Here is a 24,195-nt window from a genome sequence, read left to right as displayed (position 1 = left end):
TTATACCCGCATTAATGAAAGCTAAATAAGTCTTTTACGACTAACAGTTTACAATTTTGTAAATTTGCAATAGATTAATAAATAATTTCATGGTAATTAGAAAATTAAACACGTTTAAAGATATTGAATTACCCTTACAACTAAATATTAGTTTTAAGAAAATCTACGATATGTTTAAAGAGTATACAAGTGACAACTCTAAAAACCATCCTTTTAATGCATCTGCAAAGCTTATCATAAATGAAGTTGAAAAACACCCTGAACTTATAAACGGATTTTCTGACCTCACGTTATTAAAAAAACATGAAGGAATTATAGATGTTTTACTAGAAGCATTATTCCCTGAAATATTAACGCTAAACGAAATTAAAGCAGCTACCATTCCTTTTTCTTTTACTTCTTTTAAATTTACAAAACGTTTAGAAAACATCCTTAAAAACGCAGGAGAAGATTACGAACTAAAGGTTAGAGATTTTGAAGATGACAAAATGTATATTATGGCATGTACGTTTATTTTAAATGCAGTATACCAACATCCTATTGATTTAAAACGTCCTTTTTTCTTTGATATTCCTGATAAAAATTTAGAAAAACTAAAACATTACCGAGTAGCTTTTAACGGTGATTTTATGGATGTTACTCCCTCTGCTACCGCACCAAAAATAACAGAAAGCGATATTAAAATTCTTTTAGATAATTATGATAACATTGATGTTTGGAAAGAAAAATTCCCACCAAACAGTTATATTTTTAAAGGATTTGGGTTAATGAATTTATTTGATGTTACCGCTGATGAAAATATTTCATCAATAAGAACGAGTCTTTTACAAAAAGATGACGGTAGTATTGTTGAAAAACTTCGTAAAGATTTAAGTGAGTTTTATAATATTAAAGATTTAAAAGTTGGCTTTTCTATATTTGAAGTTTCTAATTTATCATTACAAAAAATAAGAGTTAAAAAATCTGAAAGTATTATTTTATTAGATGATGAAAAAGAAATAACATGTAGCACTTTTTTTTGTGATCATTTAATTTCTAAAATTTTTTACGAGCAACAAATAATTGCAATTTCTAACACTAAAAATTACGGAAAGTCATCAAACGAAAATGAATTTTCTCTTAGGTTAAAAAACAAGAATATTGGGAGTATTTTACTAATTCCAATCAAAGCGAGCGAAAATAACGATGTTGCTTTATTAGAAATAGCTTCACCAAGAGCATATGAATTAAATTCTGTAAATCAACAAAAACTATCTGATATTATTCCGGTTTTTAAAGCAGCCATCGATCGCTCTTCTAAAGAGTATTTAAATATTTTAGAAGCAACTATTCAAGAACATTATACTTCTTTACACCCAACCGTAAAATGGAAGTTTTATGAAGCTGCTGAGCAATACCAAACAGACCTTTATTCTAAAAAAGAAAATATAAAAATCGAACAAATTGTTTTTAAAGATGTATACCCTTTGTTTGGTCAATCTGACATTAAAGGATCTTCTTTAGCCAGAAATAAAGCAATTAAGGAAGATTTAATAATACAACTTACTTTAGCTATAGCTGTACTTAAAAAAGCTTGTGAATCTGAGAAATTACCTATTTACAAAGAATTAATGTTTCGTGTAAATGAATACTTAAATAAAGTAACGAGTTGTTTAAAATCTGGAGATGAAATTGTCATCTTAAATTTTCTTAAAAATGAAATCTACCCTGTTTTCAAACATATTAAAGAAATTAATAACAGCTTAACAACCATTGTAAACACTTACATGGATCGTTTAGACAACAATTTACAGGTAGTTTATGAAAAACGAAAAGCATATGAACAAAGTGTTACTTTACTAAACGATAAATTAGCCAAATTTATAGATGCTAAACAAGAAGATGCGCAAGCAATGTTCCCGCATTATTTTGAGCGTTACAAAACAGATGGTGTAGAATACAATATGTATATCGGAGAATCTTTAACTAAAGATAAAAAGTTCGATGAAGTTTACTTATACAATCTTCGTTTGTGGCAATTAAAAGTTATGTGTGAGATGGAAAACGTGGCAAACACCACACGTAAATCAATGGAACATGATTTACAAGTTGCCTCTTTAATATTAGTGCATAGCAATCCATTATCTATAAAATTTAGAATGGATGAAAAACAATTTGATGTAGATGGTGCTTATAATATTCGATACGAAATTATAAAAAAACGAATAGACAAAGTTCATATTAAAGGAACTAATAAACGACTTACAATTCCTGGTAAAATTGCCATCGTATACTCACAAGATAAAGATGCTAAAGAATACTTGAAATATATTAAATATTTACAATCTAAAAAATTATTAGGTGAAGTTGAAAATCTAGAACTCGAAAATTTACAAGGTGTTTCTGGACTAAAAGCTTTACGAGTAGCAGTAATTTACCAAGAAGATTTTGACAGTAAAAAAACAATCTCTATCGATGAATTAATGGCTGAATTTAAACAATAAAAAATAAACCCTCAGAATTAAATTCTGAGGGTTTATTTTTATAATATCCCTGCTGTTTCTTGTATTCTAAAAGCAACCGCAAAAGCAATTACACTTGCAATTATACCAATCATAAAAACGGTATAAGTAACTCGTAATAATTTATATTTCCTATTTAAAACTAAGCCTAAAAAATACAAATCTTTAGTAAGTGATCCGTATAAATAATCGCGATCTTTCATCATTTCATCCATTGCCCATTCAAAATCTGGCAAGTTCATTTGATGAAAATTTCCGAAGAATAATAAATTTACTTTTTTATTTGCAACATCTCCTTTTGTAAACTTACCTTCTGTTACATTTGGTCGCGTAGCCATTATTGATAAAATGATAGAAGCAACGGTGAACAAAATAAAAACAATTGACGGAATAATTAAATAATGATTCGACGGATTGTCTAATTTCGGAATTAAAGTAGACAGTGTCATCGAAATAATAATTGCATTTACCGATAATAAAATATTCGCTTTCGTATCTGCAATATCACTTAAAGTAATATGATTTCTTAAAGCCACACGAAACATTGTTTCTATACCTCGTTCTGGCAATTCTACTTTATTTTTTTTAAGTGCTAAGGCTTCTTTTTTCTGCTTTAACTTCGCGCTTTCTTGTGCTATTTTTTTTGAGTTTTTAATAACTTTGCTAAATTCTTACTTTCTCCTTTTCCCCAATTTTTAGTCGCAAAATCAGTATGAAATCTATGATTTGTTAAAAACTGAATGTTTTCTTCATTCCACTTCTCATCAGAAACAATACATTCTTTAGTTAATTCCCATTCTTTTCTTAACAAAGAAGTGTAATCGCTAAAGTTCTTACTTCCTAAATGAGAACAATCAGCATCACGAATTATTTTCTCTAATTCAGAAGTTGGTTTTACGCCCATTTTTGTTGCTAAAATTAGTTTTGAAACTTCTGAAACAACCTTTTCGGAAACGTTTTGCTCGTTAAAAAATGCTTCCGCAATCTTAACACTTTCGTTTTCATGATTTTCAATCGATTTTGTATAACCGGTATCATGAAACCAAGCAGCTAATAATAAATGGTTTGCAGATTCTTCATCAATCTTCAATCCCTCAATCAATATTTGAGTTTTCTCTACAACTCGCTGGGTATGAAATACACTATGATACACAAACGAAGATTCTAATTTTTCGTTTAAAAAATTAACTACGAAATTTTCAGCTTCAATTAATAAATTTTTCATCAAAATGGTTTTAACTATAGTAAAAATAATATTTAATTCTTACTAAGTGTAAGTTTGTCGAATATATTACGACTATCTTACTGTTAACTTATAAAATATAGTACAAAATCAATTTAGTAATTGATTTTGTACTATATTTTTTGCCCAAAATTTTCGTATTTTTAATATTAACTAAAAAAAGGATTTTGATATGCTAACTTGGAAAAACATTATACATTTTGCTGTAAACGGAAATCCAACTCCATCAAAGAGGGTTGAAAAAACAGAAACTGAGTGGAAAGAGCTACTAACTCCTGAACAATTTAGAATTACACGTCTAAAAGGAACCGAACGCCCTTTTTCTGGCGAATTATGTACATCTTACGATGAAGGGCAATACAATTGCACATGTTGCAACACCCCTTTGTTTGATTCGACAATTAAATTTGATTCAAGTTCTGGCTGGCCTAGTTTTACCCAACCAATTACCGAAAACGCCATTAAATACCACAAAGATAGTACACTAGGAATGGTTAGAGTAGAGGTTTTATGCAATACTTGCGATGCACATTTAGGACATGTTTTTCCTGACGGATATGAGCCAAGTGGACTAAGATATTGTGTAAATTCAGAATCTATGCAGTTAGCTGAAAGTAATTAAACTTCACAACAAATAAGAACAAATGACAACTAAAAATTTACAAACAACTACTTTAGGTGGTGGATGTTTTTGGTGTACAGAAGCTGTTTTTCAAAAAGTAAAAGGAATAGAAAAAGTAGTATCTGGTTACGCTGGCGGAAATGCTCCTGGTCACCCGACCTATCGTGAAGTTTGTTCTGGCTTAACAGGTCATGCAGAAGTTATACAAATTACTTTTGATGCTGCTATTATTTCTTACGAAGATATTTTAGTTATTTTTATGACAACACACGACCCAACAACCTTAAACCAACAAGGAGCCGATCGTGGAACAGAATATCGTTCTGTAATTTTTTATCACAACGATTCTCAAAAAGCATTGGCTACTGAAGTCTTAAAACAAATACAGCAATATTATGAGAACACAATTGTTACAGAAATAAGTGCTTATACCAATTTTTACGAAGCAACTCAAGAGCATCAAAATTATTATATCGAAAACACAAAGCAAGGATATTGTACATTTGTTATTGAGCCTAAATTAGCGAGACTTAGAAAATTACATGCTGATAAATTAAAGTAACTTCTATTCTCTTGTCAAAAAAATTATGAAACTAAATATTCAAGATACTTTTAACAACGAATTACCTGCTGATAAAATTACAGGAAGCGAACGCCGACAAGTTTTAGATGCTTGCTTTTCGTATGTTGAACCTAAAAAAACAGCTAATCCAACATTAATTCACGTTTCAAAAGAAATGTTAGAAGCTGTTGGTTTATCCGAAGAAGATGCAATATCTAATAATTTTTTAAATGTTTTTACAGGGAATAAAGTGCTCGAAAACACACACCCGTTTGCCATGTGTTATGGCGGACATCAATTTGGTAATTGGGCAGGGCAATTAGGTGATGGTCGTGCCATTAATTTAACCGAAGTTGTACACAATAATAAACGTTGGGCAATTCAATTAAAAGGCGCAGGTGAAACTCCGTATTCTAGAACCGCAGATGGTTTAGCCGTTTTACGTTCTTCAATTAGAGAGTATTTATGTAGCGAAGCCATGTTTCATTTAGGTGTTCCAACCACGCGTGCATTATCGTTAAGTTTGTCTGGTGATGATGTTTTACGGGATGTTTTATACGACGGAAATCCTGCATATGAAAAAGGAGCAATTGTAGCTCGTTTGGCGCCAAATTTTATCCGTTTTGGTAACTTTGAAATTTTATCAGCAAGGCAAAACCATCCTACTTTAAAAAAGTTGACTGATTATACCATCAAACATTTTTATCCTGAAATTACATCCGAAGGAAAACAAAAATATCTCGATTTCTTAACAGCAATAAGAAATAAAACTATCGATATGATTGTGCATTGGCAACGCGTTGGTTTTGTACACGGAGTGATGAATACAGATAACATGTCGATTCTCGGATTAACAATCGATTTTGGCCTTACGGATGGTTAGAAGGCTATGATTTTGGTTGGACACCTAATACAACAGATAATCAACACAAACGATATCGCTACGGAAATCAGTCGCAAATCGGACTATGGAATTTATTTAAACTCGCAAATGCTTTGTATCCGCTTATTGAAGAAGTAGCTCCTTTACAAGAAATTTTAGATGTATATGCTGATATTTATAGCCAGAAGCAATATGAAATGATGAAATCTAAATTAGGTTTATTTTCTGAGGATGCAAACGATAAAGAGTTAATTGGGCGATTAGAAGAAACCTTGCAATTAACAGAAACTGACATGACGCTGTTCTTTAGAAATTTGTCAACTATTACTACAAAAGATGATTTCGAGAGCGCTTTCAAAAAAATTGAAATTGCTTTTTATACGATTGATGAAGTTAAAGGTGAAATTAAAAATCATTGGGCCGATTGGTTTAATCGTTATTTAAAAAGACTACAACAAGAAACCTTTTCTGATCAAGAAAGAAAAGAAAAAATGGATTTAATAAATCCAAAATATGTACTTAGAAATTACATGGCGCAATTAGCAATTGATGCTGCTGATAAAGGCGATTATAAATTAATTGATGAATTATATCAACTATTAAAAAATCCGTATTCAGAACAACCAAAAAATGAAAAATGGTTCGCAAAACGACCAGAATGGGCACGTCATAAAGTTGGCTGCTCTGCATTAAGTTGTAGTTCGTAAAAAAAGAGTAACTTTAGGTCGACATAGGAGGTTCTAGTTAAAAAACATACCTATTTTTTAACTAGAACACAACTCTCAATAAACGAGCTAATAATTATGAAAATAACATTCGAAGTAAATAACCAATCAAAAACTATTACTATTGATGATGGTAATACACCTTTACTTTGGGTGATTAGAGATATGCTTAACTTAAAAGGAACCAAATTTGGCTGTGGTAAAGCAGCTTGTGGTGCCTGTACTTTACATGTTGATGATCAAGCTGTTCGCTCCTGCTCTTTTCCTGTTAAATTTGCAGAAGGCAAAAAAATAACTACTATTGAGGGTTTAGGAACCGAAGAGAGTTCTCATCCCGTTCAACAAGCTTGGGTTGAAGAAATTGTTCCTCAATGTGGTTATTGTCAACCTGGTTTTATGATGGCAACTGCCGCTTTATTAAACGAAAACCCAAACCCTACAGATGATGAGATCGACAAAAACATTGTAAACATTTGTCGTTGTGCTACGTATTACAGAATGCGAAAAGCAATTCATCGCGCTGCTGAATTAAACAATACTAATCTTTTAAAATCTTAAATTATGAGTGCTAAATTATCACGTCGTAAATTTTTGGTTCGAGGAGCTCTAGGTACGATAGGTGTTGTTGCTGTAGGAACCTATTTATTCAGAAATCCTATACGAAGAAAAGTTTTAGGATATTTAAATTCAGCAGAATCTCCTTATTCAGGAAGCGGAATGAAACCAATGATATGGTTTGAAATCACAAAAAACAACACCATTATTTTACATTCTCCAAAGGTAGAAATGGGACAAGGAACCTTTACGGGTTTAGCACAAATTGCAGCGGATGAACTAGGTGTCTCAATAAAACAAATTGATGTTGTGCATGCCTCAACTGCTACCGGAAATTTAGATTCTTTCGCCACAGGCGGAAGCACCTCTATTGCTAGTTTATGGCAGCCACTGCGTGAATTAGCAGCTACAACTCGTGAAATGCTAAAGATAGAAGCTGCTAAAAAACTAGGTATTGAAGCAAGTACTTTAAAAGCAAATAAAGGTGTTTTTTCTGACGGAAATAAAACAATATCTTTCCTAGAAACAACTAAAGGTGTTAACGAATGGGGAATTCCTGACACCCCAAAACTAAAAGATATTAGTACCTATAAACTTGTAGGAAAACCAATACCAAGAATAGATTTAAATGCAAAAGTTTTTGGAAATCCAATTTTTGGAATGGATGCAGAAATGCCAAATATGGTACATGGCGCTGTTGTTCGCGCAACACATATTGGAGCCAAATTTATAGATGCAGATACTACTGATGCTGAAAAGTTACCAGGTGTTATAAAAATTATTAAAGAAGATGATTTTGTAGGTGTAGTTGCTAATTCTTACACAGAAGCTTTAAATGCTAAAAACGCTATTAAGGTTAGATGGGAATATAACAACACTTTAAACACTGAAAATATTGAAGAAATGATGAAAGTTGGTAAAGGAAATCCAACTATCATTCAAAAAATAGGCGATGACATAGAGGATGAAGCAAGTATTTCGATGGAATTTAAAAGCCCGATTGGAGCACATGCGCAAATGGAACCGAATGGAGTTTTAGCTTTTGTTGAAGGAGATAAAGCAACAATTAAAATTTCTACACAAGTAGTGGCACTTACAAGAAAAGAAGTTGCTGCTCGTTTAAATATTAATGAAGAAAATGTGAATGTAATCCCTACGTATTTAGGCGGAGGCTTTGGGCGCAGATTACATACGCCACATGCTGTTCAGGCAGCTGTAATGTCGAAAGCAGTTGGTAAGCCTGTAAAGTATTTTTTCACCCGAAAAGAAGAATTTCAGCACGATATGTTTCGTCCGCCAACACATCATATTGTAAAAGGAACCTTAAATTCTGATGGTATGATAAAAGCTATACGTCACGATTTTTCTAGTGGAGATGTTGCTATAGATTCGGCAATGTTACCAGGTTTTATAAATACTATTTTAGGTGCCGATATTGGTGCTATTCGTGGCGGGTTTTGTCAATACGGTTTAATTCCGAATATTCGTGCAGTTTCTTGGCATGTAAAACTACCTTTTGCAACCAGCTGGTGGCGTAGTCTAGGTTTACTAGCAAACACCTTTGCATGGGAAAGCATGATGGATGTTTTAGCAGAAAAAGCAGGTAAAAACCCTATTGATTTCCGCTTAGCTCATATTCAGGACGATGAAAACGGAAAACGATTAAAAGCAGTTATTGAAGCTGCTAAAAAAAGTGTTAATTATAAAAATGAAGCCGAAAATGGCCGTGCAATGGGTTTCGCCGCCTCAACAGATGCGGGAACACCTTGTGCACAAATTGCTGAAGTTTCTATAGAAAATAATCAAATTAAAGTACATAAAGTTACCTGTGCTATGGATCCCGGAATTGCAGTAAATCCAGATCAAGTAAGAGCGCAATGTGAAGGTGCAATTATAATGGGTATAAGTGCCTCTATGCATGAACAAATGTTTGTAGAAGAAGGACAATTACAACCCACAATCTATGGCACATATGATATGGCTTTAATGAAAAATGCTCCGAAAGAAATTAATATTATTTTACTTCAAGGCATAGATAAACCTGGCGCAGTAGGCGAACCTCCTTTAGGTCCAATTGCCGCAGCAGTTGCAAACGCTGTTTATCGATTAACAGGAAAACGATTAACTTCTTTACCTTTAAAATTAAGTTAATACATGACTCACGAGTTCAAAGAAATTATACAGCAAATTATTTTAAATCAACAAAACGGAATACAAAACGTATTAGCTACCGTAGTAGACTTAGATGGTTCTTCGTATAGAAAGCCCGGAGTTCGAATGCTACTATCTGACAACGGAAAAATGATTGGAGCCGTTAGTGGAGGTTGTGTAGAAAAAGAAGTTCAACGAAGGGCACATTCAGTTTTTGGAGATCATAAATCGAAAGTTATAACCTACGATGGGCGTTATCGATTAGGTTGTGAAGGTATTTTATATATTTTATTAGAACCTATTAAAATTTCAACCGAATTTATTCGTTCTTTTTCTGATAGTTTATCTAATAGAAAATCATTTAAAATTCAATCTTTTTATAAAAAAGAAGATGAAGTTTTCGGGAATTTTGGTTCTGTAATTCAGTTTAATAAAAATCAGAAATTTACTTTTTCTGAACATTTTAACCCAACAAAAAACGAACAATCACTTGTTTTTAAGCAAACTCTAAAACCTTTATTTCGTTTGTTGATTATTGGTGGAGAACACGATGCTGTAAAACTTTGTTCACAAGCAACTCAATTAGGTTGGGAGGTAGATGTGATTACATCTATTAACGACCCGAAAGAATTAATAGATTTTCCTACAGCAAAATCGGTAGTAGCACAAACTCCTGAAATTATTGATTTAAACGATATCAATGAGCATACTGCAATTGTACTTATGAATCATAATTTTACGTATGATTTGCGTTGGCTCGTAAAATTACAAGAGCAAAATCCAGTATATATCGGTATTTTAGGTGCTGCCAAACGACGTGAAAAATTACTAAATGAATTGTTTGATTTTGCTCCTGAAATAAATGATGTTTTTTTAGACAAAATACACACACCTGCAGGTTTGCATATTGGTGCAGAAACTCCGGAAGAAATTGCATTGTCTATTTTAGCAGAAATTTTATCGGTAGTTCGTAAAAAAGAAGTGTTTTCTTTAAAAAAAATTACAGGTAAAATTCATAACTAATTTATGAAAAAAACTGCTATCTTAATACTTGCGGCAGGGAGTTCCAAAAGAATGGGAACTGCAAAACAACTACTTCCTTACAAAAAAACCACTTTATTAGGCTGGGCTATTTCGCAAGCAAAACAAACAAAAACAAGTAGTATATTTTGTGTTTTGGGAGCAAATGTAACAAATATTAAAGAAAAAATTAAGCAGCATAAAATTGATATTATTTTTAATACCAATTTTAAAAACGGATTAAGTAGTAGTATTGTTGCTGGAATCAATCATTTAATTACTGAAAATTTCGATGCTGTTTTAATTATGTTAGCCGATCAACCAAATGTAAATTCAAGGTACTTAAATAAGTTGATAATTACATCCGAAGAAAATCCCAAGAAAATAATAGTTTCTAATTATACAGATAAAATTGGAGTTCCCGCTATATTTCCAAAACACTATTTTAATCAATTAGTAAATTTAAAGGGAGATAAAGGGGCTTCGCTTTTTTTGAACAATCATGTATCTGAAACTATAAAAATGCCTCTTTTTAACTTAATTGATATTGATACGAAAGAAGATTATCAAAAACTAATCAATAAATAGTATTTTTACAGTTCAATTAATCACTTTATGAATTTTAGATATTTTCTATATTTTGTCACTCTTTTTTTAATAACAGGTTGTGCTACATTTAAAGCTCAATATGCTACGAAGCAAAAAAAAAGAAATAAATTCTGATAAAAAAATTGCACACTCTTTTTATTTAGTTGGTGATGCTGGAAATTCTGATTTAGGCTCAGTATCGCCTGCTTTAGCATATCTAGATAAACATATTAGTAGCGCAACCGAAAACGCTACCCTACTTTTTTTAGGCGATAATGTTTACGAAACAGGTATTCCTTACGAAAACTCTAAGCAATATCCTTTAGCAAAGCATAGAATTGAAGCACAAACTGCTATTGCTAAAAAATTTGCTGGGAGATCTATTTTTATTCCTGGTAATCACGATTGGTATCATGGTTTAGACGGATTAAAAAGAGAGGAAAAATTGGTTGAAAAAGCATTAGGCAAGAACTCTTTTTTACCAGAAAGTGGCTGTCCTCTAAAAAAAGTAACCATCTCTAAAGATGTTGTTTTAATTATTGTCGATACACATTGGTATGTTACAAACTGGGACAATCACCCTAAAATAAACGACAATTGTGAGATAAAAACAAGAGTAAAATTTCTTGAAGAATTTAAAGGATTAATTAAAAAAGCAAGAGGCAAAACAACCATTATTGCAATGCATCACCCAATGTTTACAAATGGTTCTCACGGTGGTTATTATTCTTTTAAAAGTCATATGAGTCCGCTTCCAGTTTTAGGAACTTTAAAAAATGTTTTAAGGAAAACAACAGGAATTACCAATACCGATTTACAAAACAAAAAATACAACGAGTTAAAAAAACACATTGTAACATTAGCACAAGAAAACAATAAAACTATTTTTGTTTCGGGGCATGAGCATAGTTTACAATATATCGTTGAAGATAATATTCCGCAAATTATTAGCGGTTCTGGCTCTAAAACTACCGCTACCAAATTAACCGGAGGAGCTAAATTTACTTATGGAAATCAGGGTTTTGCTAAATTAGATATTTACGAAGATGGCTCTTCTAATGTTCGTTTTTATTCTGTGAACGACAAAAAAGTTGTTTACCAAACCAATGTTTTAAGGCCTGATAAAAAGAAAAACTTTACAACATATCCCGAAACCAAGATTTCAGAAAAATCTGCCGCAGTATACGCCAATAAAGAAGTAACAAGAAGTGGTTTTTATCGATATTTTTGGGGAGAACGCTACCGTAAACATTTCGGAACAAAAGTAACCGCACCAACAGTAAATTTAGACACTTTGTTTGGCGGATTAAGGCCTGTAAGAAAAGGTGGAGGAAATCAATCTAAATCTTTACGTTTACGCGATAAAAAAGGACGTGAATATGTAATGCGCGCTTTGCGTAAAAATGCAGTTCAGTATTTACAAGCCGTTGCTTTTAAAGATCAGTATTTAGAAGGTCAGCTTGATAAAACATATACCGAAGGTTTATTGTTAGACGCCTTTACAGGTTCACATCCATACGCGCCATTTACAATTGCAACGCTGTCGGATGCAGTAGGTATTTATCATACAAATCCTGTTTTATATTATATTCCAAAACAAAATTCTTTAGGCTCTTTTAATACTGAATTTGGTAATGAATTGTATATGATTGAAGAGCGAGCTGCTTCTGGGCATGGAGATAAAGCTAGTTTTGGTTTTTCTGATGAAGTAATTAGTACCGACGATTTATTAAAAAACTTATCTAAAAACGAAAAACATAAGTTAGATGAAGCCGCTTACATTAAAGCGCGGTTATTTGATATGTTAATTGGTGATTGGGATAGACATGAGGATCAATGGCGTTGGGCAAAATTTAAAGAAAACGGAAACACTATTTACCGACCTATTCCTAGAGACAGAGATCAGGCATTCTCTATCATGGGCGATGGCGCTTTATTAAATTTAGTTACAGAGATGATTCCCGCGTTGCGTTTAATGCAAGCATATCAAGAAGATTTAAAAAGCCCGAAATGGTTTAATTTAGAACCTTACCCTTTAGATATGTCACTAATAAATCAGTCTGATAAAAGCGTTTGGAATACTCAAGTAAAACATATTACAACTAATATTACTGATGAAATTATAGATGCTGCTTTTAAATATTTTCCGAAAGAAGTACAAGGTGAAACCATACAAATTATCAAGAAAAAATTACAAGGAAGAAGAAAGAATTTACAGAAAATAGCTGATAACTATTTTAATCACATTAATAAATTTCAAGTAGTTAAAGGAACCGATAAAGACGATTGGTTTGAAATTGATAGACTACCAAACGGACAAACAAAAATTACTGCTTACAGAATTAAAAAAGGGGAAAAAGAAGCTATTTTTCATCAAAGAACTTATAAACATGCTCAAACAAAAGAAATTTGGATTTATGGTTTAGATGATAATGATATGTTTGTAGTAAAAGGAACAGGAAAAAACTTGATAAAACTGAGAATTATAGGAGGTCAAAATAAAGACACTTACAACACCATTAATGGCAAAAAAGTAAAAATATATGATCATAAAACAAAGAAAAATACTTTCATTACCAATAATGGAGACATCAAATTAACGGATGATTATGAAACCAATGTATACAACTATAAGAAGTTAAAAAACAATGCAAATACTTTAACTCCGCTTATTGGTTTTAATCCCGATGATGGTTTTAAAATAGGACTTTCTAATACCTATACAACTAACGGATTTGAAAGGAATCCGTTTACCTCACTACACAACATTTCTGGAGCGTACTATTTTGCAACTAACGGATTTGAATTAAAATATGCTAGTGAATTTGCAAACATTATTGGTCATTGGAATCTTGGTTTTAATGCAATGTACACAAGCCCAAATTACGCTATAAATTTCTTCGGATATGGAAATAATACCGTTAATTTAGATGCCGATGAAACTAAAGAAAAAGACTATAATCGAGTTAAAATAAGAAAATTAATTGCAGGATCATTTATGCAATGGAAAGGTGATTTAGGTGCCGAAATAAAATTAGGTATCAACTATCAATCTTTTAAAATTGATAAAACCCTTAATCGATTTATCACAACACAGGCCGTTGACTTTAACAATCAGGACTTTTTAAATGCTGAAGCAAGTTACTCTTTTGAAAACACTGATAACCCTGCTTTTACAACAATGGGAATGAAAACTGAATTATATGTTGGCTATACCGCCAACTTAAGTAAAAACAACAAATTTGCTTATGTAATACCGTCCATTTCTTTTAATTATAAGTTAGCCACTAGTGGTCAATTAGTATTTGCAACAAAGGTTAAAGGTCATTTTACTTATGGCAATGATTTTGAATTTTATCAAGGGGCAAATTTAGGTGCAAACAACGGTTTACGTGGTTACAGAAACGAACGTTTTACAGGGAAAGATGCATTTTATCATAGTTCAGATATTCGATTAAATTTAACAAGATTAAAAACAGGTTTATTACCATTACATATTGGTATATATGGAGGCTTTGATTACGGAAAAGTATGGCTAGATACTAACGATTCTAAAAAATGGAATACTTCTGTTGGTGGTGGAATTTTCTTTAACGCTGCTAATATGGCGACAGCAAACCTATCTGCCTTTAATAGTAATGATGGTTTACGAATAGCTTTTGCTATGGGATTTAACTTTTAACAAAAAACAATGATGACACAACAAATAGTATTAATTTCTGGCGCTTTATTTGGCGGATTAGCTGTAATATTTGGTGCCTTTGGCGCACATGCTTTAAAGAAAATTTTATCTGAAACACAATTAAAATCGTTTGAAACAGGTGTAAAATACCAAATGTATCATGCAATTGTTTTACTCTTTGTAGGAAGTTCTTTTTCAAACCCAAATCAATTTATGAGTTGGTCGTTTATTATAGGAGTATTCCTTTTCTCTTTTAGTATTTACGGATTAATTTTATCGGATGCGAAAGGTAAAAAAATGAAGTTTTTAGGCACAATTACACCTTTAGGCGGTTTATTTTTAGTTATAGGTTGGGTAATGTTATTACTCGAGTTTATTTAATCTTAAACTCGTACAACTTCCCTCCTAACGATTTTGTTTTTTCATCGGCAATATAAAGTGTTGTATCGTCTATAAAACTGATACTTTCTTTCTGAGAAACATACCCTAAATAAAATTCTTTTACATCACCAGAGAAAAAATCATCATCAACAAAATTGGTAAATATAAATACCGATTGATGATTTAACAAAGCTACTTTTTTTCCGTTATGAGAAATTGCTGCTGCAGTTATCGAACAGTGTAAATCTGTACAGGTTTTAAAAGTTGAAATGCGTTTTGCAACATGATTTCCTTTTACTGCAGGAATCTTATATAAGGTAGTTTTACCTGACTTATTTTTCACTCTACTCTTTGTAAAAATATATAAAAACCCGTTTTTGTACGCCAAGCTTTCGGCATCAAAAAAACGATCTTTCTTTTTAGGCGGAAACTTATCTTGATCAGGATAAGAAAACTTAATCTTTTCTACCTCAACTTTATCTTTAATCAATAAATCTTGATCGTTTATTTTAAGTATTCTTAAATTTTTTCGCTTATTATTGTTGTTTCCAAAATCAGCGATATAGATATTTCCTTTTTCATCGGATGTGATATCTTCCCAATCGTTGTTTTTAGCATTAACAAAAACCTCTCGTATAACCTTTCCTTTAATGTTAATACCATAAACAACAGGTTTATTTCCGCTATCATTTAGCATCCAAATTAAGTTAGCTCCTTTTATTTTTTCTATTCCAGAAACCTCATCTAAAGCATTTGGCAAATCAGCAAGCACTTTCAGCTGTCCAAAATCCTGACAACTAATTATCAATAAGAAAGAAATAAAAACAAGGCTTTTTTGCATAAAAAAAAATGTTTTACCAGCTACCACCAGCACCACCACCGCTAAATCCACCGCCACCAAATCCACCTCCGAAGCCACCGCCAAATCCACCAGAAGAACCACCAAAACCTCCGCCGCCGCCAAAACCACCACGGCCTGCGTTACTTAAAATGATGGTTTCTAATATATCTCTTGATGTTGAGCGTTTGTAATTTCGCTTTCCTCCACCTCTATTTCCTTTGTTCCCTCTAGAAATAACTATAAAAAAGATGACTACAATTATAATAAAGATGATGAAACTAAAATCTGTATCTTTTTTAGTTTTTTTACGAGTTCCTTTATACTCGCCGTTTAAGACTTTAAAAATAGCATTCGATCCCGCGTCTAATCCTGCATAGAAATCGCCTCTTTTAAATTGCGGAATAATATAATTTCTAGTGATTTCACCTACAATTCCGGCAGTTAGTTTATGTTCTACTCCATACCCAGGAGAAATCCATATTTTTCGATCGTTTTTTGCTAAAAGTATAAAAACACCGTTATCTTCCTTTGCTTGGCCAATTCCCCATTCATGTGCCCATCTCGGAGTTAAAACACCAATACTTTCGTCATTGGTTGTATCGATAATTCCTACCACAATTTGTGTAGAAGTAGTATCTGAGTATTTAATTAATTTATTTTCTAAAGTTGCTTTTTGAGCATCAGAAAGTAAACCAACATAATCATAAACACTTGTTTGTTCTTTTGGTTTATCTGGAATTTTATATCCCTGAGAAAATGTTGTTTGAGTAAACAACAATCCGATTACAAAAAATAAAATATGTATAGTTTTCTTCAAGCTTATTTATCCTTTAGATATTTCGTTAGACAATTCGTCTTCGTCATCATTTTGCCAAGGAAAATGAGTTTTTAATTCTTGTCCTGCTTTTAAAACCCCTTCAACAATTCCTTTTTTGAAATCGCCTTGTTTAAAGTGACTTTGCATGGTGTTTTTTGTCGTGTCCCAAAAATTAGTTGGCACTACTTTATTGATACCTTCATCACCATAAATCACAAATTTATGATCTTCAACAGCTACGTAAATTAAAACAGCATTCTGTTGTTTGGTTTCAAACATTTTTAAAGAATGAAATACTTCTAAAGCACGATTAAAAGCATCATCTTTATTTGATGATGCTTCTATGTGTACTCTTATTTCACCAGAAGTATTCAATTCAGCTACTCTAATAGCTGAAACAATTTCTTGTTCTTCTTCTTTGGTAAGAAAATCTTCTACTTTAGACATTTTTATTTTTTAGTACCAAAATCGAAATTAACATCCGGCGCTTTTTCTGCACCTGCTTCAGCTTCAAAATAAGGTTTTCCTTCAAAACCAAACCATCCTGCTAAGATTGAATTAGGAAATACTTTTACGTGATTATTATATGGCTTAATAGCCTCGTTAAAACGAGTTCTAACCGTTAATATTTGATTCTCTGTACTTGCTAATTCGTCTTGTAATTTTAAGAAATTCTGATTTGCTTTTAAATCAGGATAACGTTCTACAGAAACTAATAATTTAGATAACGCACCGCTTAAACCAGCTTGTGCTTTTTGAAATTGAGCCATATTTTCTGGTGTTAAATCTCCAGCATTAATCGTTGTAGAGGTAGCTTTTGCTCTTGCTTCTATCACTTGAGTTAATGTTTCTTTTTCAAAATCGGCAGCTCCTTGTACCGTTTTTACTAAATTACCGATTAAGTCACTTCTTCTTTGATATGCAGTTTCTACATTACCCCAAGCCTCAGCTACATTTTCATTTAACCTTACTGCTGTATTGTTAAATCCTACAACCCATTTAAAAATTACGAATACAACTACTCCAACAATAACTAAAGGCACTAACCATTTTTTCATAATTTTTGATTTTTTTTTATAATTGATTTTTGATTTTTTGTAATTCCGCTTTTACTCTTTCTAACCTACTAATAACTTCGTGATTATTAATCACATCATCCGGATTCCTTTTTAATTTTTGCTTTGCGCCTTCTAAAGTAAATCCTCTTTCTTTTACTAAGTTAAAAATTAATTTAAAATTTTCAATATCATCTTTGGTAAATAATCGATTTCCTTTAGCGTTTTTTTTGGGTTTAATTACCTCAAACTCTTGTTCCCAAAAACGAATTAAAGAAACATTCACACCAAAAGCATTAGATACTTCTCCTATTTTATAATATCTTTTTTCAGGTAATTCTACATACATTTTTCAGTAAATTCTAATTAATCGTATGATTGCCCTTTTTGTTGTGATGCTTTTTGCATTGCAATAAACTCTTCCGGAGTTAAATCTCCATAATAATAGTAAATAGGGTTTACAGGTCTTCCGTTTTTATGCACTTCATAATGTAAATGCGCTGCTGCTGAACGCCCTGTATTCCCTACATAGCCTATAATATCGCCACGTTTAACTTTTTGTCCTTTTGTTGCTGCCATTTTACTCATGTGTGCATAAATGGTTTGATACCCGTAACCATGATCTATATATACTACTTTTCCAAAAGTAGCGCTACGATGTGCTTTTTTTATAACTCCGTTACCGGATGCAAAAATAGGAGTACCTTTTGGAGACGTAAAATCCATTCCGTTATGCATTTTCCACGATTTTAAAATAGGGTGTAAACGCATACCGTAACCAGAAGCCATCCTTTTTAAATCTTCATTTTTTACAGGTTGAATTGCTGGTATTGACGCAAGCATTTTCTCCTTTTCTTTTGCTAAACTAACAATTTCGTCTAATGATTTTGATTGTACGACCATTTGTTTCGATAATATTTCTATCTCTTTAGTCACATTGGTAATCATTGCACTATTCTTAAAACCTTCTAAATGCTTATATCTATTTACACCACCAAAACCAGCTTTACGTTGTTCATCGGGTATCGGGCTAGCTTCAAAATATGTTCTATAAATATTATCATCTCTCTCTTGTAGTTCCGATAATCTTTCAGACAATACACCGAGCTCTTTATTCATCAGCTCTGTATGCAATTTAAAGTTTTCAAGCTCTCTTTTTTGAGCTCTCTCATTCGGCGACATTAAAAATTGACTAAACCCAATAAATCCGAAAAAAGCAATTAATAACGCCCCCACAACTCCTAGGAAAGACTTTTTAAATGTTTCACTTTTTTTCGACTCTATTTTCCGATATGATAAGGTCTCGGGGTCGTAATAATATTTTACTTTCGCCATAATGCTAAATGTACTATTTTTGTGCTCGTTAAACAAGCAACTTTATTTAAGGGGTTGTGTTTGGAAACACACAAATTTACAAAATGTTTTAAAACTACTTTTCTTTAGTTGTTTTTTAATGATTATTTAACAAAATTTCGAGCTCAAACTATATGAAATCTCAAGAAATAAGATCTAAATTTTTAGAATTCTATAAATCTAAAAACCATAATATCGTACCATCTGCACCGATGGTATTAAAAAACGACCCTACTTTAATGTTTGTTAACGCAGGTATGGTTCCTTTTAAAGAGTATTTTTTAGGACAGAAAAAAGTAGTTAATACTCGAGTTTCTGATTCTCAAAAATGTTTGCGTGTTTCTGGAAAACATAACGATTTAGAAGAAGTAGGAAAAGATACCTATCACCATACATTATTTGAAATGCTTGGAAATTGGTCTTTTGGTGACTACTTTAAAGAAGAAGCAATTGCTTGGGCTTGGGAATTACTTACTGAAGTTTATAAAATAGATAAAGACATTTTATATGTTACTATTTTTGAAGGTGATAAAGAAGAAGGTTTAGAAAAAGATACTGAAGCTTATGATATTTGGAAACAATACATTGCTGAAGATCGTATTTTATTAGGTAATAAAAAAGATAATTTCTGGGAAATGGGTGCGCAAGGCCTTGTGCACCTTGTTCAGAAATTCATATAGATATCCGCTCTGCGGAAGAAAAAGAAAAAGTATCGGGTGCATCATTAGTTAATTTAGATCATCCACATGTTGTTGAAGTATGGAACTTAGTTTTTATGCAGTACAACCGTAAAGCAAACGGAAGTTTAGAAAATTTACCTTCAACACATATTGATACTGGTATGGGTTTTGAGCGTTTATGTATGGCATTGCAAGGCGTTCAATCTAATTACGACACGGATGTTTTTACACCGATTATTAGAGAGATTGAAACTATTACCGGTGTAAAATATGAAGACACTTCTGTTACTGGAGACGAAACAGACATTGCGATTCGTGTTATTGCCGATCATGTTCGTGCTGTAGCATTTTCTATTGCCGATGGTCAGTTACCAAGTAATACTGGTGCTGGTTATGTTATTAGAAGAATCTTAAGAAGAGCTATTCGTTACGGATTCACTTTCCTTAATCAGAAAGAACCTTTTATCTACAAATTAGTAGAAACATTAAGTGAGCAAATGGGAGATGCTTTCCCTGAGATAAAAGCACAGGAACAGTTAGCGCATAATGTAATTAAAGAAGAAGAGCACTCTTTCTTAAAAACATTAGAACAAGGTTTGCTTTTATTAGATACGATAACTGCTAATGCTGCTGATAAATTAATTTCTGGAAAAAAGGTATTTGAACTAAAAGATACTTATGGTTTTCCTGAAGATTTAACGGCTTTAGTTTTATCTGAAAAAGGATTTAGCTACAATGAAGAAGAATATAAAATAGCTTTAAAAGAGCAACAAGATAGAGGACGCGCTGCAACTGCTATTGAAACTGATGATTGGAATGTTTTAATAGAAGATGATGAGGAAGAGTTTATAGGTTACGACACTTTAACTGCTGATGTTAAATTAACACGTTACAGAAAAGTAACTACAAAAAAAGATGGTGAGCAATACCAATTGGTATTTAATATGACGCCTTTTTATCCTGAAGGTGGAGGGCAAGTTGGTGATGTAGGTTATATAGAAACGTCTAACGGAGATGTAATTTATGTAGTTAACACTAAGAAAGAAAATAACCTTATTATTCACTACACTAAAAATTTACCAGATAATTTATCAGAGAAATTTAAAGCAGTAGTAAATGAAGAGGCTAGAAATTTATCTGCCAGTAATCATACTGCAACACATTTACTACACCAAGCATTACGTACTATTTTAGGAACACATGTTGAACAAAAAGGATCATTAGTAAGTCCAAAACACTTACGTTTTGATTTTTCTCATTTTTCTAAAGTAGATGCTGATCAATTACAAGAAATAGAAAACTTTGTAAATGCTCGTATTCGTGAAAATCTTTCTTTAGTTGAAAGAAGAAACATACCAATGCAACAAGCTATTGACGAAGGCGCGATTGCTTTATTTGGAGAAAAATACGGAGATTCTGTAAGAGCTATTAAGTTTGGTCAATCTATGGAATTATGTGGAGGTACTCACGTAGCACAAACTGGTGATATTTGGTATTTTAAAATTAAATCTGAAGGAGCTGTTGCTTCTGGAATCAGAAGAATTGAAGCGATTACAAATGTTGCTGTTGGAAATTATTTTGAGGATGTTGAACGTAACTTTTCTGCGGTAAAACAATTATTAAAAAATCCTAAAGATATTGCCAAATCTGTAAATAGTTTACAAGATGAAAATACAGCTTTAAAAAAGCAAGTGGAGCAATTATTAAAAGAAAAAGCTCAAAACCTATCTGGTGAATTAAAAAATCAACTGCAAGAAGTAAATGGAGTACAGTTTTTAGCAACTAAAGTAGATTTAGATGCTAACGGAATTAAAAACTTAGCTTTTGCTTTAGGTAAAGAGTTTCAAAACTTATTCTTATTCTTTGCTTCATCAGAAAAAGCTGACAAAGCAATGTTAACATGTTATATTTCTAAAGAATTAGCTGCAGAACGTGGTTATGATGCTGGAAAAGTAGTTAGAGAACTAGGAAAACTGATTCACGGTGGTGGTGGTGGACAAAATTTCTTTGCTACTGCTGGTGGTAAAAACCCAGGCGGCATTCCGAAAGCTTTAGAAAAAGCGAAAGATTATATTGTTTAATCATAATACAAACAATACTTTATAGCAGCTAAAAAATTATAAATAAGTTTAGCCCCGATTGAAGCGTTTGTTTGAGCTCTTTTTTGATTTTTCTTCAAAAAAAGCGAGTGCGTAAAGCGGGAATTAGCTTCTAATTATTAAAAAAGGTTCAAAGAACATATTCTTTGAACCTTTTTAGTTTAATGCTTTTTTATAAGTTGCAATTGCTCTTTCTCTTGCTAGCTTATGTTCAACCATTGGTTGTGGGTATGTTAATTCATCAAAATCTTCAACCCATTTTCTAATATATAGTAAGTCTTTGTCAAACTTCTTTAACTGTGCTTCTGGGTTAAAAACTCTAAAATACGGAGCCGCATCGCAGCCTGTACCTGCTGCCCACTGCCAATTTCCATTATTTGCAGATAGTTCATAGTCTAATAACTTCTCAGCAAAATATGCTTCTCCCCAGCGCCAATCAATTAACAAATGTTTACACAAAAAACCTGCTGTAATCATTCGAACACGATTGTGCATATAGCCAGTTTTATTTAGTTGTCGCATACCTGCATCAACCATCGGATACCCCGTTTCTCCCTTACACCACTTCTTAAATTCGGCTTCATTATTCCTCCAAGGAACAACATCATATTTCTGTTTAAAATTATTGGTAACCACTTTTGGAAAATGAAATAGTATTTGCATAAAGAATTCTCGCCAAATTAATTCATTTAAGAAAATAGCATTCGTTTTTAAAGCAAATTGAACCATTTTCCGAGCACTTACTAAGCCAAACCGAAAGTAAGGTGACAAATACGATGTTTTATCTATAAAAGGGAAATCACGAACCTCATCGTAATTCTGTAAACTTGATAAATTATATGGTTTTACCTTTATAGGACTTTCATTAAACCCTATTGATTCTAAAGAAGGCAAAACAGTTGTAAGTTTATGAAAATCAGAAAATGTAATTGCAAACTCTTTTAAATCTACCTCAGCATTAAAATTTTGTAACCACTTATTTTTATAAGGTGTATAAATAGTATAAGGTAGTCCATCATTTTTTACAACTTCATCCTCTTCAAATACAACTTGATCTTTATAACTGTAAAAATCAATACTATTGGACTTTAAAAATTCTTTAACTTTAGTATCCCTTTTAATAGCGTAGGGTTCGTAATCTTTATTTGCATAAACCGCTGTAATATTAAACGTTAACAACAACTCTTTCCATACCTCAATAGGATTTCCTTTCTTAACTAACAGTGAAGATCCTTCAGTTTTTAACGTTTCATCTAACACTGATAGTGTTTGATAAATAAAAGAGACTCTTGCATCGTCTTTCGGTAAGCTCTCTAATATTTCTTCATCAAAAATAAATACAGGCAATACTTTACTTTTAGATTTTAAAGCATTATACAATCCTACATTATCTTCCAATCGTAAATCTCTACGAAACCAGAATACAACAACTTTATTTACCATTAAACATCTTTTCTAAAGTTACAAACCTATATTCAAAAATTGTTTTTAGCTGCTTTTTTATAAATACTACTTGCGCTATATCTCCTAAAAAACCAAACGGAATTTTATATGATATTTTATCTTTCATTAAGGTATTTCCGTTTGCTAATTTTTCGAACCAATGCTCATGATGCCACATTGAATATGATCCGAAACGTTGTTCGTCAATAAAAAACTCTTGCTCCTTAACCTGTGTTATTTCTGTTACCCAATTTGTTTTAATAAAAGCTACTGGAGATACTTTATAAGTTATAATTTGACCTTGATATGCTTTTTCATCAACTTTAGATGTAATATTAAACCCCATTTTAGGAGGTGTAATCTTCGCTAAATTTTCTGGTGACGAAAAATAATCCCAAGCCTTTTCTAACGGAATTTTTAATTCTTGTTCTGCTTCTAAAGTATAAATCCCTGAATGCTTCTTAAAATTAATCATTTATAAAAGCTTGGTTATTTTAGAACTCATAGGTTTTGTTATTGAATAAAAAACATCAATAAACCTTCCTTCTTCATCTACTAAATACTTTTGAAAGTTCCATTTTACTGAAGAATTCATTTTACCGTTCTTACTTTTTTGTGTTAACCATTGGTATAATGAATGTTGCTTATCTCCTTTAACATCTAGTTTTTCTGTCAGAGGAAAATCTACGCCGTAATTTAAACGACAAAATGATTGTATCTCTGACTCTTTACCTGGTTCTTGACCACCAAATTGGTTACATGGCAAACCTATAACTACTAATTTATCTTTATGCTTAGCATACAATTCTTGTAAACCATCATATTGCTTTGTAAATCCACATTTAGAAGCTACATTAACGAATAGTATTTTTTTTCCTTTGTATTGGTTAAGATCTAATTGTTTCCCATCAATTCCTTCAATCTTTATATCATATAAAGATTCTTTAGATGCTACAGTTTGTGCGTTTCCTAAAAAACTAAATAATGCCATAAG

The 24,195-nt window shown here is 32.0% G+C and carries 20 protein-coding genes and 2 pseudogenes; 11 read left to right on the top strand and 11 right to left on the bottom strand.

The genetic code is table 11. From position 1 onward, the window contains the following. Window positions 1-89 precede the first annotated feature (89 nt). On the top strand, window positions 90-2,483 hold the full coding sequence (locus tag PG912_RS02275) for a GAF domain-containing protein (protein WP_275688306.1): 2,394 nt from the start codon (window positions 90-92) through the stop codon (window positions 2,481-2,483). 38 nt (window positions 2,484-2,521) lie between these two features. Here the strand turns inward: PG912_RS02275 and PG912_RS13635 are convergent, their stop codons facing one another. Then, window positions 2,522-3,070, bottom strand: coding sequence for a Pycsar system effector family protein (locus PG912_RS13635; protein WP_333780680.1), 549 nt, complete (start codon window positions 3,068-3,070; stop codon window positions 2,522-2,524). 65 nt (window positions 3,071-3,135) lie between these two features. Then, window positions 3,136-3,726, bottom strand: a complete 591-nt coding sequence (locus PG912_RS13630) for an HD domain-containing protein (RefSeq protein WP_333780679.1) — start codon at window positions 3,724-3,726, stop codon at window positions 3,136-3,138. A 190-nt stretch (window positions 3,727-3,916) separates the two neighbouring features. On the opposite strand from PG912_RS13630, the gene msrB reads away from it, so the two are divergent. From msrB to PG912_RS02225, 9 genes and pseudogenes are all read left to right on the top strand, one after another. Beyond that, window positions 3,917-4,366: a peptide-methionine (R)-S-oxide reductase MsrB gene (msrB, locus tag PG912_RS02265; protein WP_275688305.1), complete on the top strand. Its 450-nt coding sequence runs from the start codon at window positions 3,917-3,919 to the stop codon at window positions 4,364-4,366. A gap of 22 nt (window positions 4,367-4,388) precedes the next feature. Continuing rightward, a complete protein-coding gene (gene msrA / locus PG912_RS02260) occupies window positions 4,389-4,928 on the top strand; it encodes a peptide-methionine (S)-S-oxide reductase MsrA (protein WP_275688304.1) in 540 nt (179 codons plus the stop codon). Between the two features lie 22 nt (window positions 4,929-4,950). Beyond that, window positions 4,951-6,518 (top strand): annotated as a pseudogene (locus PG912_RS02255) (protein adenylyltransferase SelO). Between the two features lie 96 nt (window positions 6,519-6,614). Then, window positions 6,615-7,094 carry a (2Fe-2S)-binding protein gene (locus tag PG912_RS02250; protein ID WP_275688303.1) on the top strand — a complete coding sequence of 160 codons (480 nt, stop codon included), beginning with the start codon at window positions 6,615-6,617 and terminating at the stop codon, window positions 7,092-7,094. 3 nt (window positions 7,095-7,097) lie between these two features. Further along, window positions 7,098-9,242 carry a xanthine dehydrogenase family protein molybdopterin-binding subunit gene (locus PG912_RS02245; RefSeq protein ID WP_275688302.1) on the top strand — a complete coding sequence of 715 codons (2,145 nt, stop codon included), beginning with the start codon at window positions 7,098-7,100 and terminating at the stop codon, window positions 9,240-9,242. A gap of 3 nt (window positions 9,243-9,245) precedes the next feature. Further along, window positions 9,246-10,265: an XdhC family protein gene (locus tag PG912_RS02240; RefSeq protein WP_275688301.1), complete on the top strand. Its 1,020-nt coding sequence runs from the start codon at window positions 9,246-9,248 to the stop codon at window positions 10,263-10,265. Window positions 10,266-10,268: 3 nt separating this feature from the next. Further along, window positions 10,269-10,850: a nucleotidyltransferase family protein gene (locus PG912_RS02235; RefSeq protein WP_275688300.1), complete on the top strand. Its 582-nt coding sequence runs from the start codon at window positions 10,269-10,271 to the stop codon at window positions 10,848-10,850. Window positions 10,851-10,950: 100 nt separating this feature from the next. Continuing rightward, entirely contained in the window at window positions 10,951-14,532 is a 3,582-nt protein-coding gene (locus PG912_RS02230) for a metallophosphoesterase (RefSeq protein ID WP_333780678.1), read from the top strand. 12 nt (window positions 14,533-14,544) lie between these two features. Next, entirely contained in the window at window positions 14,545-14,913 is a 369-nt protein-coding gene (locus tag PG912_RS02225; RefSeq protein WP_275688299.1) for a DUF423 domain-containing protein, read from the top strand. Here PG912_RS02225 and PG912_RS02220 read toward each other — a convergent pair. The 6 genes from PG912_RS02220 to PG912_RS02195 are packed head-to-tail and all read right to left on the bottom strand — an operon-like array spanning window position 14,906 to window position 18,961. Continuing rightward, a complete protein-coding gene (locus tag PG912_RS02220) occupies window positions 14,906-15,754 on the bottom strand; it encodes a hypothetical protein (protein ID WP_275688298.1) in 849 nt (282 codons plus the stop codon). The genes PG912_RS02225 and PG912_RS02220 overlap by 8 nt on opposite strands. 13 nt (window positions 15,755-15,767) lie before the next feature. Then, window positions 15,768-16,571, bottom strand: coding sequence for a TPM domain-containing protein (locus PG912_RS02215; RefSeq protein ID WP_275688297.1), 804 nt, complete (start codon window positions 16,569-16,571; stop codon window positions 15,768-15,770). A 6-nt stretch (window positions 16,572-16,577) separates the two neighbouring features. Then, a complete protein-coding gene (locus PG912_RS02210; protein ID WP_260586385.1) occupies window positions 16,578-17,018 on the bottom strand; it encodes a TPM domain-containing protein in 441 nt (146 codons plus the stop codon). Between the two features lie 2 nt (window positions 17,019-17,020). Beyond that, window positions 17,021-17,629 (bottom strand): LemA family protein, encoded by a 609-nt coding sequence (locus tag PG912_RS02205; RefSeq protein WP_275688296.1) that lies wholly within the window; start codon window positions 17,627-17,629, stop codon window positions 17,021-17,023. A gap of 16 nt (window positions 17,630-17,645) precedes the next feature. Then, the gene (locus PG912_RS02200; protein ID WP_275688295.1) at window positions 17,646-17,975 is read right to left on the bottom strand and encodes a MerR family transcriptional regulator; all 330 of its coding nucleotides are present in this window, start codon (window positions 17,973-17,975) and stop codon (window positions 17,646-17,648) included. A 17-nt stretch (window positions 17,976-17,992) separates the two neighbouring features. Beyond that, window positions 17,993-18,961 (bottom strand): M23 family metallopeptidase, encoded by a 969-nt coding sequence (locus PG912_RS02195; RefSeq protein WP_275688294.1) that lies wholly within the window; start codon window positions 18,959-18,961, stop codon window positions 17,993-17,995. Window positions 18,962-19,113: 152 nt separating this feature from the next. On the opposite strand from PG912_RS02195, the pseudogene alaS reads away from it, so the two are divergent. Beyond that, window positions 19,114-21,740 (top strand): annotated as a pseudogene (gene alaS, locus PG912_RS02190) (alanine--tRNA ligase). Window positions 21,741-21,914: 174 nt separating this feature from the next. Here alaS and PG912_RS02185 read toward each other — a convergent pair. Genes PG912_RS02185 through PG912_RS02175 form a run of 3 tightly spaced genes read right to left on the bottom strand, consistent with a single transcriptional unit; the run spans window position 21,915 to window position 24,192 of the window. Next, the gene (locus PG912_RS02185; RefSeq protein WP_275688293.1) at window positions 21,915-23,201 is read right to left on the bottom strand and encodes a cryptochrome/photolyase family protein; all 1,287 of its coding nucleotides are present in this window, start codon (window positions 23,199-23,201) and stop codon (window positions 21,915-21,917) included. Continuing rightward, window positions 23,191-23,676: an SRPBCC family protein gene (locus PG912_RS02180; RefSeq protein WP_275688292.1), complete on the bottom strand. Its 486-nt coding sequence runs from the start codon at window positions 23,674-23,676 to the stop codon at window positions 23,191-23,193. Before PG912_RS02180 ends, PG912_RS02185 begins: the two co-directional genes overlap by 11 nt. Next, complete coding sequence (locus PG912_RS02175) at window positions 23,677-24,192, bottom strand: glutathione peroxidase (protein ID WP_231891938.1); 516 nt, start codon at window positions 24,190-24,192, stop codon at window positions 23,677-23,679. It lies immediately after the preceding gene. Window positions 24,193-24,195 lie beyond the last annotated feature (3 nt).

The sequence above is a fragment of the Tenacibaculum retecalamus genome (genome assembly GCF_027941755.1).
In the GTDB taxonomy this organism is placed as follows: Bacteria; Bacteroidota; Bacteroidia; order Flavobacteriales; family Flavobacteriaceae; genus Polaribacter; species Polaribacter haliotis_B.
This window is presented reverse-complemented; position numbering and strand designations above follow the sequence as displayed.

What these genes read in the sequence shown, in the direction of transcription:
- PG912_RS02275 (WP_275688306.1), top strand. Translation starts at nt 90, where the DNA reads ATGGTAATTAGAAAATTAAACACGTTTAAAGATATTGAATTACCCTTA.
- PG912_RS13630 (WP_333780679.1), bottom strand. Translation starts at nt 3,726, where the DNA reads ATGAAAAATTTATTAATTGAAGCTGAAAATTTCGTAGTTAATTTTTTA.
- msrB (WP_275688305.1), top strand. Translation starts at nt 3,917, where the DNA reads ATGCTAACTTGGAAAAACATTATACATTTTGCTGTAAACGGAAATCCA.
- msrA (WP_275688304.1), top strand. Translation starts at nt 4,389, where the DNA reads ATGACAACTAAAAATTTACAAACAACTACTTTAGGTGGTGGATGTTTT.
- PG912_RS02250 (WP_275688303.1), top strand. Translation starts at nt 6,615, where the DNA reads ATGAAAATAACATTCGAAGTAAATAACCAATCAAAAACTATTACTATT.
- PG912_RS02245 (WP_275688302.1), top strand. Translation starts at nt 7,098, where the DNA reads ATGAGTGCTAAATTATCACGTCGTAAATTTTTGGTTCGAGGAGCTCTA.
- PG912_RS02240 (WP_275688301.1), top strand. Translation starts at nt 9,246, where the DNA reads ATGACTCACGAGTTCAAAGAAATTATACAGCAAATTATTTTAAATCAA.
- PG912_RS02235 (WP_275688300.1), top strand. Translation starts at nt 10,269, where the DNA reads ATGAAAAAAACTGCTATCTTAATACTTGCGGCAGGGAGTTCCAAAAGA.
- PG912_RS02230 (WP_333780678.1), top strand. Translation starts at nt 10,951, where the DNA reads ATGCTACGAAGCAAAAAAAAAGAAATAAATTCTGATAAAAAAATTGCA.
- PG912_RS02225 (WP_275688299.1), top strand. Translation starts at nt 14,545, where the DNA reads ATGACACAACAAATAGTATTAATTTCTGGCGCTTTATTTGGCGGATTA.
- PG912_RS02220 (WP_275688298.1), bottom strand. Translation starts at nt 15,754, where the DNA reads ATGCAAAAAAGCCTTGTTTTTATTTCTTTCTTATTGATAATTAGTTGT.
- PG912_RS02210 (WP_260586385.1), bottom strand. Translation starts at nt 17,018, where the DNA reads ATGTCTAAAGTAGAAGATTTTCTTACCAAAGAAGAAGAACAAGAAATT.
- PG912_RS02205 (WP_275688296.1), bottom strand. Translation starts at nt 17,629, where the DNA reads ATGAAAAAATGGTTAGTGCCTTTAGTTATTGTTGGAGTAGTTGTATTC.
- PG912_RS02200 (WP_275688295.1), bottom strand. Translation starts at nt 17,975, where the DNA reads ATGTATGTAGAATTACCTGAAAAAAGATATTATAAAATAGGAGAAGTA.
- PG912_RS02195 (WP_275688294.1), bottom strand. Translation starts at nt 18,961, where the DNA reads ATGGCGAAAGTAAAATATTATTACGACCCCGAGACCTTATCATATCGG.
- PG912_RS02185 (WP_275688293.1), bottom strand. Translation starts at nt 23,201, where the DNA reads ATGGTAAATAAAGTTGTTGTATTCTGGTTTCGTAGAGATTTACGATTG.
- PG912_RS02180 (WP_275688292.1), bottom strand. Translation starts at nt 23,676, where the DNA reads ATGATTAATTTTAAGAAGCATTCAGGGATTTATACTTTAGAAGCAGAA.
- PG912_RS02175 (WP_231891938.1), bottom strand. Translation starts at nt 24,192, where the DNA reads ATGGCATTATTTAGTTTTTTAGGAAACGCACAAACTGTAGCATCTAAA.